The following is a 12853-nucleotide window of genomic DNA, read 5'->3' as shown; positions in this document are numbered from 1 at the left end:
CCCGTAAGGTCAGCCAAAGAGGATGCAGGCGCAAAGCAGCACGACGATCTCGGCCCCTTGCTGCAGGGTGCCGAGCACGTCGCCGGTGCGCCCGCCGACCTGCTGCATGGCCAGCGTGCGGAGCGCGAAGAACCAGAGCGCCAGCGCCAGCGCGACGAGCAGCGTGCCGCCGAAACCGAAGGGCAACAGCGCCAGCACGCCAAGAACGAGTGCGGCCTGCATTGCCGGCATGCTGATTTCGCCAGCACCGGCCGACAGGCCCTCGTCCCGGGCATTCGGCGTCAGATGCATGAAGGCGGGCAGCAGCGCGCGCGAGGCCATGTGCGCCGCCACCAGCGCGATCAGCAGATTGCCCGGCGTCACCAGCGCCGTCAGCGCCAGCCAGCGCAGCAGGATGGTGATGGCGAGCGCGCAGACGCCGTAGGTGCCGATGCGGCTGTCGCGCATGATGTCGAGCTTCTTCTGCCGGTCGTGACCGCCTCCGAAACCGTCGGCGACATCGGCAAGCCCGTCCTCGTGCAGGCAACCGGTCACCAGCATCGTCGCGGCAAGCGCCAGCGCCGCTGTCATTCCGGTATAGAGCCCGGCCCAGCCGGCCGCGACATGGACGAGCCAGGCGACCAGCGCGACGGCAAGGCCGGCGAGCGGGGCGGCCCACACCGATTCGCCAAAGCTGCGGCGATCTGCGGGCAGGGCAGTCACCGGCAGCCGCGTGAAGAAACCCAGCGATTGTCCGATGTCGGCCAGGAGCTGCCGCGCGGGTGGAAGGTCGGCCATTTCAGCCCCTCGCAATCGCGTGGAAGAAAGTGCCGGTGACATTGCCGCGCCGAGCGCCGGAAGGCCCGAGTGGATTGCCGCCGCCGTCGGCGATCTCTGCCAGCGGCTCGTCATTGCCGGGGTTGGTGACGCGGGCATAGTGGAATTCGTGGCCGCGAACGGTCTCGCCGGCCTTGCCGATCGGGCAGTCGGCACGAAGGCGCGCCTGACGATAACCGAGATTCATCTTGCGCTTGGCAAAGCTTGTCTCGTGACCAAGCAGACCGAGCATCGGATGCCGCACCTCTTCCGCATCCTCGATCGCGTCGCCGAGCACCATGAAGCCGCCACACTCGCCATGGACCGGGCGGGTCTGCGCAAAGCGCGTCATGCCCGCACGGAAGTTCGCGGCCTTCGCGAGTGTTCCCGCGTGCAGTTCGGGATAACCGCCCGGCAGCCAGCAGGCGTCGCACTCCTCGCCCGGTGCCTCGTCGGCGAGGGGGGAAAAGGGTCGGGCTTCGACCCCGGACTTTACCCAGTGGCCCAGAACATGTGGATAGACGAAGGAAAAGGCGGCGTCCTGTGCGATCGCGATGCGCCGCCCGGGCGGCGGCAGGATCGCGTCGAATGCACCGCCCATTGGCGCGAGCGGCGAGGCGAGGTCGGCGACCCGGTCGAGGTCGATGGATTTTTCCATCGTGTCGGCCAGCCGCTCGATGAAGGCGTCGATTGCGGCGTGCTCGCTTGCCTGGACGAGGCCAAGATGACGTTCCGGCAGGGCCATGTCGGGATTGCGGTGAATGGCGCCGACGACCGGGATTCCGATCGCCTCGATCGCGTCCCGCGCCAGCTGTTCGTGGCGAGGGCTGGCCACCTGGTTGAGCACGACAGCGGCGATCTCGACCTCCGGGTCGTGCGAGGAGAAGCCGCGCGCGATCGCGGCGGCGGTCTGCGACTGGCCGGAAACGTCGAGCACCAGCAGCACCGGCAACCGGTAGCGCCTGGCGAGGTCGGCGGCCGCACCCGAACGGCCTGGTTCGGCGACGATGCCGTCGAAAAGGCCCATCGCCGACTCCAGAACCACCAGTTCGGCATAGGCTGCCGTCTGGCCCGCGAGCGCGTCGAGCAGCGCCGGCGCCATTGCCCAGCTGTCGAGATTGACGCCGGGCAGTCCCGTCGCTGCGGCGTGGAAGCCCGGATCGATATAGTCCGGACCGGACTTCGCGCCGCGCACGCGCACGCCGCGGCGTCTGAAGGCGCGCAGGAGGCCTATCGTCACGCTGGTCTTGCCGGACCCGGAGCGTGCCGCGCCGACGATCAGGCCTCTGGCGCTCATGCGCTTTTCACCAGATTGGCGAGCTGGCCAAGTTGGGCGCGCATCGAGACGATCTCGCCAATGACGATCAGTCCCGGCGAGGTGATGCCGGTATTCGCAGCTTCCTGGGTGATTCTGCCGAGCGTCGAAACGAGCACCCGCTCCTCAGGCGTCGTCGCGGCGGTGATGATGGCTGCAGGTGTCGCCGGCGCGAGCCCACCCCGGACCAGCGCGGCGGCGATCTTGGCGAGATTGGCCAGCCCCATATAGACGACGATCGGCTGCCCGGTCTTCGCCAGTGCCGCCCAGTCGAGATCGTCGGGCGTTCCCGCGGCATGGCCGGTTGCCAGGATGATCGCCTTGTTGAAGCCGCGCATGGTGGCAGGAATACCGGCACTGGCGAGCGCGCCGAAGGCGGAGGTCACGCCGGGCAGGATGCGGAACGGGATGCCGGCGGCAGCCAGCGCCAGGGCCTCCTCGCCGCCGCGGCCGAAGACGTAGGGATCGCCGCCCTTCAGGCGCAGCACGCGCTTGCCGCGGCCGGCGAGCGCGATCAGAAGCGCGGTGATGTCGTCCTGGCGGGCCGATGCCTTGCCGCCGCGCTTGCCGACGAAATGCAGGTCCGCACCGTCGGCGGCGCGCAGGATCGAGGCGTCGACCAGGGCGTCGTAAATCACCGCGTCGGCCTGCGCGAGCGCTGAGACGACGTCGAGCGTCAACTGGCCGGCATTGCCGGGCCCGGCGCCGGCAAGCCAGACGTGACCGGGCTCGAACTCGACGATCTGTGGCGCCAGCCGGGCAAGGGCCTTGTCGAAACTCATGAAGCCTCCCTGCCACGGAAGCGGCGCTGATAGCCGGCGTCGTAGAGTGCGCTTTCGCGGAATTCCTGCGCCGTCAATCCCGGTCCCACGAAGATGATCGCGGTGCGCTCGATCGGCTCCGCGGCGACGAGGCCGGCAATGGTCGCCAGCGTGCCGCGCACGATGCGCTCGTCCGGCCAGGTCGCCCGGACGACGATAGCCACCGGGCAGTCGCTCCCGTAGAGCGGTGTCAGTTCAGCCACGACCTGCCCGAGCGCATGAATGGCGAGATGGATCGCGAGCGTCGCTCCGGTGGCGCCGAAGCCAGCCAGCGTTTCCCCTGACGGCATCTGCGAGGCGCGGCCGGACACACGCGTCAGCACCAGGCTTTGCGCGACCTCCGGAATGGTCAGTTCACGGCCCAGCGCGGCCGCCGCGGCCGCAAAGGCCGGCACGCCCGGCGTCAGCGAGTAGGGGATGCCGCGCCGGTCGAGCCGGCGCATCTGTTCGGCCACCGCACTCCACACCGAAAGATCGCCCGAATGCAGCCGCGCCACGTCCTTGCCTTCGGAATGCGCCGCGACCATGGCCTGCTCGATCTCGTCGAGTGACATCGGCGCGGTGTCGATGATCTCGGCCTCCGCCGGGCAATGTTGCAGCAGGTCCGGTGGCACGATCGAACCCGCGTAAAGGCAGACTGGCGAACGTGCGATCAGGTCGCGGCCGCGCACCGTGATGAGGTCGGCAGCACCTGGCCCAGCGCCGATGAAATGCACCGTCATTGGCCGCTCCCGTCGCGCGCGATGGCGCAGGTCACCGGTCCGCACACCGTGCGCGGGGCGAGCAGGCGGCCAGCGGGGCCGGCAGCCGCGAGCGCGGCGGCCTCCGCGAGCGAAGGCGAGCCAGTGGCGGCCTGGGACGCTGCCGAACGGGTCAGCAGACGCGGTTCCGCCGCATGGAGAAATTCCGCTTCGATCACACGCACCTCGCGCTGCAACCTTTGGCCCGCCTCGAATATCGCGGCCTCGCCGCGTTTCGTCGGGCCGGTCGCAAGAACGTCCGGCACCTGGTCGGGCAGGCCCGCGCCTCCCATGCCGGCGGCGACCGCGGCCAGAATGTCCTCCACGCCGACCCCGCGCCGGCTGCCGATCCCTGCCACGATCATGGCTTTGTCCAGCTCCATTGCAGGACCGGCATGGCCGGACGCCAGCCGCTCATCGAGCCGACAGGCGCGGCGCGTTCGATCGAGATACGGGTCAGCTCGCCGCCACGGGCGGCGTGGCTTTCCAGCAAGGCAGCTTCCATCTCGAGCGTGACCGCGTTGGCGACCAGCCGCCCGCCGGGGCGGAGCGCCGCAATGGCAACGTCAAGGAGGCCATCCTTCGAGCCACCGCCGCCGACAAAAATCGCATCCGGTTGTGGCAATCCGGCGAGCGCTTCGGGCGCCTCGCCCTCGATAATTTCGACGGCAGGCACGCCGCAGCGCAGCGCATTCTGGCGAATATTGGCGCAACGGTTGACATCGCGTTCGACCGCGATGGCCTGCATGGACGGGTCGGCGAGCATCCATTCGATGGCGACCGAGCCGCAGCCGGCGCCGATGTCCCACAGCAACTGGCCGCGCAGCGGCCTCAGCGCCGAAAGCGTGATCGCACGGACTTCGCGCTTGGTGATCTGGCCGTCATGCACGAACATGCCGTCGGCCAGCCCGGGTGCACGCGACAATATCCGCGCATTCGGCCCGCCCGCGACCTCGATCGCAACCAGATTGAGCGGGTTCACCGTGACCGGAAGGCTCTCGCCGACTGTCGTCGCTGTCACCTTTTCGTCCGGCCCGCCAAGGGCCTCAAGTATGGTCAGGCGGGAGCCGGCAAACCCGTCCGCCAGCAAGAGTTCGGCCAGGATTGCCGGGCCGTCGGCGTCTGATGTCAGGGCGAGGACCTTGCGTCCCGGATTGAGCAGCGGGCGGATCAGCTCGACCGGCCGCGCGTGCAGCGACACCGTCTCGACCTCCTGCAACGGCCAGCCGAGTCGCGAGGCAGCCAGGCTGAAGGACGAAGGCGCCGGCACGGCAAGCATCTCCTCGGCGGGAACGTGGCGTGCCAGCGTCGCCCCGACCCCATGGTAGAACGGGTCTCCGGAGGCGAGCACGCAGACCGAATGCCCGCGCAGCGCGACCACCTCCCGCATTGCCAGGCCGAAGGGCGACGGCCAGGGATGCGCGACGCCGCGAATGCGGTCGGCGGCGAGTGCAAGGTGGCGACGCCCGCCAAAGACATGCTCGGCGGTTTCGATCAGTTCGAGGGCGCCGGCGCTCAGCCCGTCGACGCCGTCCTCGCCGATGCCGACGATCGACAGCCAGCGTTTTTGGCTTGAGGGCACGGTGCGCGGCTCGCTAGATGGCATGATGGACCACCATGTGCTGATCCTCGGCGGCACGACCGAAGCGCGCCATCTCGCTGAAAGGCTTGACGGCCTTGGCCGCGTGACCCTGTCCCTTGCCGGCCGCACCAAACGGCCGGCAAGGCAGCCGGCGCCGGTGCGCGCGGGCGGTTTCGGCGGTGCCGAGGGGCTCGCGACTTTCCTGAGCGACAACGAGGTGACGGTGCTTGCGGATGCCACACATCCCTTCGCCGCGCGCATTTCGGCCAATGCCGCCATCGCCGCCGAGGCGGCGGGCGTTCCGCTCGTCCGGTTGGAGCGCCCGGCATGGTCGCTGGTCGCCGGCGATCGCTGGACCGAGGCCGATAGCGTCATGGAGGCGGTTGCCGCCCTTGGCTCCTCGCCGCGTCGTGTCTTCGCGGCGCTCGGCCGTCAGGAGCTTGCGCCGCTGGAGGTTGCACCGAGGCATTTCTATCTCGTACGCAGCGTCGATCCGGTGGAGCCGCCGCTCGATCTTCCGCACGTTGAATACCTTCTCGCCCGTGGCCCGTTTGCGATGGCGGATGAACTCGCACTGCTCAAGCGGGATCGCATCGATGCTGTGCTGTGCAAGAACAGCGGCGGCGCGGCGACCTATGCCAAGCTCGCCGCCGCGCGCGAACTCGGCATCGAGGTGTTGATGGTTCGGCGGCCGACGATGCCGGCTGCCGGCGTCGTCGCCTCGACCGTCGAGCAGGCTTTCGAGGCGATCGCTCATGCCATGGCCCTCGTCAGCGAACGCGGCGAATAGACGAGCGGTGGCCTTCCCGGCCGGTCGACGACGCGCGTTTCTGCCGAGCCGATGATCACGCACGTCGCCATGTCGGCCAGAAGCGCATCGGCGTCGGCAAGCGCGAGAATTTCGATCCTTTCGTCCGGTCGGCCTGCGGCGCGTCCGAAAATCACCGGCACGGTCGGCGGCAGAACCTCCGCAAGCAGTTCGAAGGTCCGGCCAAGTTGCCACGGGCGCGCCTTGCTGATCGGATTGTAGAGCGCGATCACGAAGCCGGCGCTTGCGGCCGCGGTCAGGCGCTGCTCGATCACGTCCCAGGGCTTCAGATTGTCGGAAAGGGAAAGCGCGCAGAAATCGTGTCCGAGCGGGGCGCCGGCACGGGCAGCGACGGCGAGCATTGCCGTGACACCGGGAACGATCTCCAGATCGACCGCGCGACAGGAGGGCGGTCCCTTCTCGATCGCCTCGCAGACCGCGGCCGCCATGGCGAAGACGCCGGGATCGCCACCAGAGACGACGGCTACCGAGGCGCCTGCAGCGGCGCGGTCGAGCGCGGCATTGGCACGCGACAGTTCCTCGCGGTTGTCGGAGGCGTAACGGTTCTGGTCCGGCCGCAGTTCCAGCCGGTCGAGATAGGGCCCGTAGCCGAAAAAGTCGCTGGCGGCGGCGATCGCGGCCGCCGCTTGCGGCGTGGTCTGGTCGGCCGCGCCGGGCCCGGTGCCGATGACGTAGAGCTTGCCGGTCATCGCTGCCGCTCCCGCCAGCCGGGCACCAGCACGATCGAAAAATAGGGCGCGTCGTCATCCGCCTTGTCGGCGAGCCGCGTCACGTAACTGTTTTCCATGGTGCCGCGCTCGACATAGATCGCCTCGCCGAGCTTGCCCGCCTCCGCCAGCGCCGCGCGGATCTTCGCCAGATTGCGGCCGACCTTCATGATGATCGCTGCGTCGGTGTCGCCGAGGCGGCGGCTGAGCTCTTCGCCGCGCATGGTGCCCGGCAGCACGGTCAGCACGTCGTCGCCCTGGACGATCGGCACGCCCCCTTGTGACCAGCAGCCTGACATCGCGGTGATGCCGGGGATCACCTCGGTCGCGAAGCGGTCGGCAAGACGGACGTGAAGATGCATGTAGGAGCCGTAAAAGAGCGGATCGCCCTCCGAAAGCACCGCGACGGTGCGGCCCTCCGAAAGGTGCCCGGCCACCGATGCCGCCGCTTCCTCGTAAAAGCAGCTGATCTGCGACTTGTAGCCGTTCTCCGACGTCGCGATCTCGGTGGTGACCGGGTAAAGCAGCGGCAGTTCGATCACGTCCGGGCGCAGCAGGCTGGCCACCGTCCGGCGCGCATTTGAACTGTTGCCCTTCTTGGCGAAGTGGGCCACGACGTCGGCCTCGGCGATGGCACGTGCGGCCTTCAAGGTCAGCAGCTCCGGATCGCCGGGCCCGGTGCCGACGCCGATCAGGCGGCCTGTCGATCGTTCCGTCACAGGCCGGCCCTCGCAAGCGCGTTGACGCAGGCGGCGGTCATGGCGCTGCCGCCGAGCCTGCCGCGCACGATTGCCCACGGGATACCCGCCGAATCGGCAGCCAGTGCATCCTTGGACTCGGCTGCACCAACGAAGCCGACCGGCATGCCGATGATCGCGGCGGGTGCCGGACCGCCGGTGGCCAGCATATCGAGCAGGTGGAAGAGCGCGGTCGGCGCGTTGCCGATCGCCACCACCGCGCCGTCGAGCCGGTCGCGCCATAGTTCGAGCGCGGCGGCCGAGCGGGTGTTGCCGATCGCTTGTGCGATTTCCGGCGTGCGTGGATCGCGTAAGGTGCAGACGACGTCGTTGCCGGCGGGCAGCCGAGCGCGGGTGATGCCGTGGGCGACCATCTCGGCGTCGCAGAAAATAGGCGCGCCGGCCCGCAATGCGGTTCTGGCGGCGTCCACGAAACCGCGCGCGAAGGCAAAATGCGCCGCCGCCTCGACCTGCCCGCAGGCGTGGATCATGCGCACGGCGATATCGGCCTCATCGTCGGAAAAGCGCGACAGGTCCGCCTCGGCCCGGATGATGGCGAAGGAACGCTCGTAGATGGCGTTGCCGTCGCGGATATATTCGGTGCCGGTCATTGTGGATCTCCGCGCAGCAGCGATGCGATTTCCGCCCTGTCCTGGCGGGCAAGGAAGGCGGCGGCCCTTTCCCCTGTTTTCCCATGGCGCGCGAAAGCCGCGTCCAAGCGCGCGAATGCGGCGGCCGCTTCATCAGGCGCGACATCGGCGATGGCGGTCGATGCTCCATCGCTTTCATCGAAAAGGGCGCAACTGCCGTCACGGCCTCCAACGAGAACCCACGCTGCACCGGTCGGCGCCGCGCAGCGTTTTTCGCAGCCTGACAAATGGAGGCGGAAGGAGCCGTCGAGCAGATGTGGCGTTGCCTTGGCGACGCCGGCGCCAACCGTTCGCGTCGCGACATTCCCGGCCGCACAAGCCGGCTGGCCGGCGCAAGCGACGATAGCAAGGCGCGGGTCGTCCTTGTCGGTGACAAAGTCCAGCCGATTAGCCGCTTCTCGCAAGTCGTCGACGGCGAGTACGGACTCCCCTGCCGGGAGAAACAGCAGACCGCGTCCGGGCGCGAGGCGGATTTCTTTCGCACCAACTTTCCCGGCTGAATCGGCCATTGCCGACATGTCATCCGCACGGATCTGCCCGAAGGGAAGGGCGATCCCGAGCGCGAAGCCGGTGGGCTTCAGCGCAAGAATGCCGACGGGATGGCTGACGCCGGTCATCGGCACGTGCTGTGGCTCGCTCGGGCCCCGGGGCAGGCAAATACCGAGGGCGACAAGGTCAGCGGCAGCGAGGTCCCGCCCTCTTGCGGTGCGGCCCTTCATCGCAATTGCCTCGAGGAGCGCTAAGACCAACTGCGCGGCCCGGGCTTCATCCACCGTCGCGACGGGGCGAGCGGTTGTGGTCGTGCCGCCGATCGCGATTTGCCAGCGCCCTGTTGCCATGGCGGCAAGGCGTATGTCGGCGATGATCCCGTCGAGAGGAAGACGCCCGCCGCCGTCGACGATTACCGACACCTTTGGCGCGAGGCGCCCGCTCAGCTTGCCTTCCACGATCCGGTGCCGGATTTTCGCTACCAGGTCGCGCGGATCGGCGACCTCGTCCGGATCGCGACCGGCCAGCGGTCCGGTTTCGACTGGTACGCCTTCGCGCACTGCAATGCCGAGTCGGTCCACCGCTTGCGTCAGATCGCCGACCGAAGCGCTGTCGAGGCCCCGAATCTGCAGGCTGCCGCGTGCGCTCACCTCCATCATGCCGTTGCCATAGCGTTTAGCTGCTGCGGACAACCCGGCGAGTTGAGCCGGGGTCAGTCCACCCTCCAGCGGACTCAGCCGCACCAGCAGGCCGTCACCGGTCGCCATCGGTGTCGACAAGGAGGGGCAGGCGCCGCGGCGCACGGGCGCGTTCATGCCGCCTTTTCCTCCGCGCGGGCTTCCGCGACGAGTGCGGTGAGATCGTCGTCGACCGAATTGCGCAGCGGGTGCCAAAGCCCGCGGTGGCGTGCGTCGAGGAAGCGCTCGGCGATGGCGCGGGCGGCGGCCGGGTTCTGGTCGAGCAGGAAGGCGCGCACTTGCGGGTCGCCGAGATAGGCGTCGTGCACGGCGTCGATCAGTGAGCCCGGAATGGCGGCGGTCGTTTCGGCGAAGCCGACCAAGCGGTCGACCGTTTCGGCAAACTCGGCCGCGCCGCGCGGGCCATGGCGCATCTGTCCAGCGATGAAGCGTGGATTGACGGCGCGGGCCCGGACGACCCTCGCCACCGCCTCTGCGACCGAGCGTGCCCGCGGCTTTTGCGGGTCGGTGGTGTCAAGCGCCACCAAATCGGCCTTGTTGCCGAGCGCCGCCGCCGCGGCGGCGAAGCCGCCGATAAAGGCGACGTCCGCCGAACCTTCGAGGATGTCGCGGCCGGGGTCGTCACCGGTGTGGATCAGCATTTCGGCGACGGCGACGCGCGTCGCGAAGGCGCCGGGCACGGCCTCGCCGTCGCCGTCGGGTCCGCCGAATGCGTGCGAGGTGGCCTCGAGGAAGGCGCGGCCGATCTCTGCCCGCTCGCTCCAGTCGCCGCTCGCCAGCAGGCGTTCGATACCGGTGCCATAGGCCCCCGGCGACGAACCGAAGATGCGGCGCGGCCTTTGGCGGTCTTTCCGGAACGCCTCTGCGAGCGGGTTGTCGCCGTCGGCTTCCTCGCGTGCCGCGACGGCGGCCACCGCCGCGTCGATCAGCGCGATCTGGGTCGGGAACATGTCGCGGAAGAGGCCCGAAATGCGGAAGGTGACGTCGACGCGCGGCCGGCCGAGGGTTGCCGGCGGCAAGACTTCGATGCCGGTCACGCGGCCCGTTGCCGGGTCCCATTGCGGGCGGCAACCCATCAGCGCCAGCCCTTGCGCGATTTCCTCGCCGCCGGTTCTGAGGCTGGCGCTGCCCCACAGGTCGATAACCAGCGAGCGCGGCCAGTCACCATGGTCTTGCAGGTGTCTGCGCAAGACCTCGTCGGCGGCAAGCCTGCCGAGTTCGAATGCCGTCGGCGTCGGCATGGTACGCGGGTCCGACGTGAACAAATTGCGTCCGGTCGGCAGGACGTCGGTGCGGCCGCGCGCCGGTGCACCGGAGGGGCCGGGAACGACATGGCGGCCGTCGAGAGCGTCGAGCAGCGCTTGCCGCTCCGCGGCCGCGCTTTGGCTGCGCAACGGGTCGGCTTCACCCTGCGCCTCGCGGCCATAGACATGAAGCCCGTCCTTGACCGCGAAATCCTTCAGGTCGCAGAGCCAGGCGTCGATCTTCATCAGCGCCGCGTCGGGGTCGTCGGCCGTGTCGACACCGGCCTCCGGCGACAGCCCTGTGCGCGCCGCGGTTTCCACGATCAAAGCCGCCAGCCTGTCGCGGCGGCGGCGGTCGAGCCCGTCGGCCTGCGCATATTCGTCGACCAGCCGTTCAAGTTCCTGCTGTTCGGGTGAAAGCCCGGCGCCGGTCAGCGGCGGCGGCAGATGGCCGAGGGTGACGGCGCTGATGCGGCGCTTGGCCTGAGCCGCCTCGCCTGGATTGGAGACGATGAAGGGATAGACGACCGGCAGGCCGCCGGTGACGATCTCGGGAAAGCAGTTGCGGGAAAGCGCCACCGTCTTGCCCGGCAGCCATTCGAGCGTGCCGTGAGCGCCGACATGGACGATGGCGTGGCAATCCAGTTCGTCGCGCAGCCAGACGCCGAAGGCTATCAGTTCGTGGCGCGGCGGCAGCGCCGGATCGTGATAGTCGGCGCGGCGGTCTTCGGTGCGCCCGCGGTCGGGCGCCAGCGCCACCGTGACATTGCCGAACGGCGCGGCGTGGAAGGTGAAATGGCTGTTGTCCTCGCGGTCGTCAGCCGGGGCGGGACCCCAGGCTGCCACCACCTCGTCGCGCGCTTCTGCCGGCAGTTTCGCGAATGCGGCCGTGTAGCTGCCGGGCGCGATGCCTTCGCGTTCCTCATCCAGCAGGCGAAGCAGTTCACGCGATGATTCAGGAATCTTGTCAACAGTATAGCCGGCATTGCTGAGGTCGTGCAGCATGGCGATGACGCTTGCCGGCACGTCGAGGCCGACGGCATAGCCGGTGCGGCCGGAGGCGCCGGGATAGTCCGGCATCAGGACGGTGATGCGGCGTTCGGCCGGCGGCGTGTCGCGCAGGCGCAGGAAGGCGGCGATGCGGTCGGCTAGGTGCGAGACGCGGTCCTGCACCGGCGCGTTGGCCTGGCCGCGAAAGGCGAGCGCGTCGCCGGATTGGGTCTCGTCCTTGAACGAGATGGCGCCGCCGAGGATGCGGCCGTCGAGTTCGGGCAGCACGACATGCATGGCGAGGTCGGCCGGCGCCAGGCCACGCTGGCCGTCCTGCCACGCCTCGCGCCGCGTCGTCGCGATGACCGCCTGGAAGACGGGAACGCCGATCTCGTCGAACAGCGTTTTTGCGCCCGGCTCGGCGCCGGTGGCGAAGGCTGTCGTGGTGACGATGGCGGCCGGCTGGAGGTCCTTCAGGGCGTCACGCACGAACTGTGCGACCGCGCCATCCTTCAGGCTGGAGACGAATACCGGCGCCGCGACGATGCCGCGCGTTGCGAGTTCGGCGGACAGCGCATCGATCGGCGCGACGTCGCTGGCGAGCAGCATTGAGCGGTAGAAGATGAGCGGGACGACCGGCTTCGTTGGCGGGCGCGCGGCCAAGATTGCATTCGACTCGACCACGCCCGAGCCGGGCCGATAGAAGCCGGCCTTGGGCAGCGGCGTTGCGGGCTCGACGGAAAGATCGGCGCCGGCTTTGCCGGCCAGACAACGCACCAGCGCGCGCATGTTCTGCGGCCCGCCCTCCCGGAAATAGGCGAGTATCTCGGCAAGGCCTTCCACATCGATGGTGGACAAGGCTGCTAGGCGCTCGTCGGTCTCGCGGCACTCACCCGGCAAGAGGGCCAGCGCGATGTCCTTCTGCCGCGCCAGTTCGGAGAGACGGTCGCAACCATAGCGCCACCAGTCGTAGCCACCCAGCACACGCACAAGAATGACCCTCGCATGCGCGGCAACGCTGTCGAGCCAGAGATCGACCGACATCGGGTGGCGCAGGTCGCGCAGGTTCGCCAACCGCAACGACGGCACCGCCTCGCCTTCGGCGCGCCAAGCGTCGGCGAGTGCTGCCAGATCGCTGTCGGTGAAGGACAACGCAACCATATCGGCCGGCGCCTGGCGCAGGTCGATCGGCTCGATCAGATCGTCGAGCGTCGCAGTGGACGTGGCGAGGATGTGCATGGGCGGAACCGTCCGTC

At 69.0% G+C, this 12853-nt stretch carries 12 protein-coding genes; 1 reads left to right on the top strand and 11 read right to left on the bottom strand.

Annotated elements, in window-relative coordinates; genetic code table 11:
• Positions 1-9: 9 nt before the first annotated feature.
• Genes cobS through cbiE form a run of 6 tightly spaced genes read right to left on the bottom strand, consistent with a single transcriptional unit; the run spans position 10 to position 5277 of the window.
• Entirely contained in the window at positions 10-777 is a 768-nt protein-coding gene (gene cobS, locus FQ775_RS12985) for an adenosylcobinamide-GDP ribazoletransferase (RefSeq protein WP_146300252.1), read from the bottom strand.
• A gap of 1 nt (position 778) precedes the next feature.
• On the bottom strand, positions 779-2092 hold the full coding sequence (locus FQ775_RS12980) for a cobyrinic acid a,c-diamide synthase CobB (RefSeq protein ID WP_146300253.1): 1314 nt from the start codon (positions 2090-2092) through the stop codon (positions 779-781).
• The gene (gene cobA, locus FQ775_RS12975; RefSeq protein WP_146300254.1) at positions 2089-2892 is read right to left on the bottom strand and encodes a uroporphyrinogen-III C-methyltransferase; all 804 of its coding nucleotides are present in this window, start codon (positions 2890-2892) and stop codon (positions 2089-2091) included. Before cobA ends, FQ775_RS12980 begins: the two co-directional genes overlap by 4 nt.
• Complete coding sequence (gene cobM, locus FQ775_RS12970) at positions 2889-3653, bottom strand: precorrin-4 C(11)-methyltransferase (protein WP_146300255.1); 765 nt, start codon at positions 3651-3653, stop codon at positions 2889-2891. The genes cobA and cobM overlap by 4 nt, the downstream gene beginning before the upstream one ends.
• Positions 3650-4054, bottom strand: a complete 405-nt coding sequence (locus tag FQ775_RS12965; protein ID WP_246730113.1) for a cobalamin biosynthesis protein — start codon at positions 4052-4054, stop codon at positions 3650-3652. The genes cobM and FQ775_RS12965 overlap by 4 nt, the downstream gene beginning before the upstream one ends.
• The gene (gene cbiE / locus FQ775_RS12960) at positions 4033-5277 is read right to left on the bottom strand and encodes a precorrin-6y C5,15-methyltransferase (decarboxylating) subunit CbiE (protein WP_146300256.1); all 1245 of its coding nucleotides are present in this window, start codon (positions 5275-5277) and stop codon (positions 4033-4035) included. Before cbiE ends, FQ775_RS12965 begins: the two co-directional genes overlap by 22 nt.
• Position 5278: 1 nt before the next feature.
• On the opposite strand from cbiE, the gene FQ775_RS12955 reads away from it, so the two are divergent.
• Entirely contained in the window at positions 5279-6043 is a 765-nt protein-coding gene (locus tag FQ775_RS12955) for a cobalt-precorrin-6A reductase (protein WP_146301990.1), read from the top strand.
• Here FQ775_RS12955 and FQ775_RS12950 read toward each other — a convergent pair.
• Genes FQ775_RS12950 through cobN form a run of 5 tightly spaced genes read right to left on the bottom strand, consistent with a single transcriptional unit; the run spans position 6007 to position 12836 of the window.
• Positions 6007-6771 carry a precorrin-3B C(17)-methyltransferase gene (locus tag FQ775_RS12950; protein WP_146300257.1) on the bottom strand — a complete coding sequence of 255 codons (765 nt, stop codon included), beginning with the start codon at positions 6769-6771 and terminating at the stop codon, positions 6007-6009. The two genes, FQ775_RS12955 and FQ775_RS12950, sit on opposite strands and share 37 nt — an antisense overlap.
• On the bottom strand, positions 6768-7508 hold the full coding sequence (locus FQ775_RS12945; protein ID WP_146300258.1) for a precorrin-2 C(20)-methyltransferase: 741 nt from the start codon (positions 7506-7508) through the stop codon (positions 6768-6770). The genes FQ775_RS12950 and FQ775_RS12945 overlap by 4 nt, the downstream gene beginning before the upstream one ends.
• Positions 7505-8137, bottom strand: a complete 633-nt coding sequence (locus FQ775_RS12940; RefSeq protein ID WP_146300259.1) for a precorrin-8X methylmutase — start codon at positions 8135-8137, stop codon at positions 7505-7507. Before FQ775_RS12940 ends, FQ775_RS12945 begins: the two co-directional genes overlap by 4 nt.
• Complete coding sequence (gene cobG / locus FQ775_RS12935; protein WP_146300260.1) at positions 8134-9480, bottom strand: precorrin-3B synthase; 1347 nt, start codon at positions 9478-9480, stop codon at positions 8134-8136. Before cobG ends, FQ775_RS12940 begins: the two co-directional genes overlap by 4 nt.
• Entirely contained in the window at positions 9477-12836 is a 3360-nt protein-coding gene (cobN, locus tag FQ775_RS12930) for a cobaltochelatase subunit CobN (protein WP_146300261.1), read from the bottom strand. Before cobN ends, cobG begins: the two co-directional genes overlap by 4 nt.
• Positions 12837-12853: the final 17 nt, after the last annotated feature.

The organism is Nitratireductor mangrovi (assembly GCF_007922615.2).
Lineage (GTDB): Bacteria > Pseudomonadota > Alphaproteobacteria > Rhizobiales > Rhizobiaceae > Mangrovimarina > Mangrovimarina mangrovi.
Note: the sequence above shows the minus strand (reverse complement) of the source record. Positions and strands in the feature narration are given on the sequence as shown.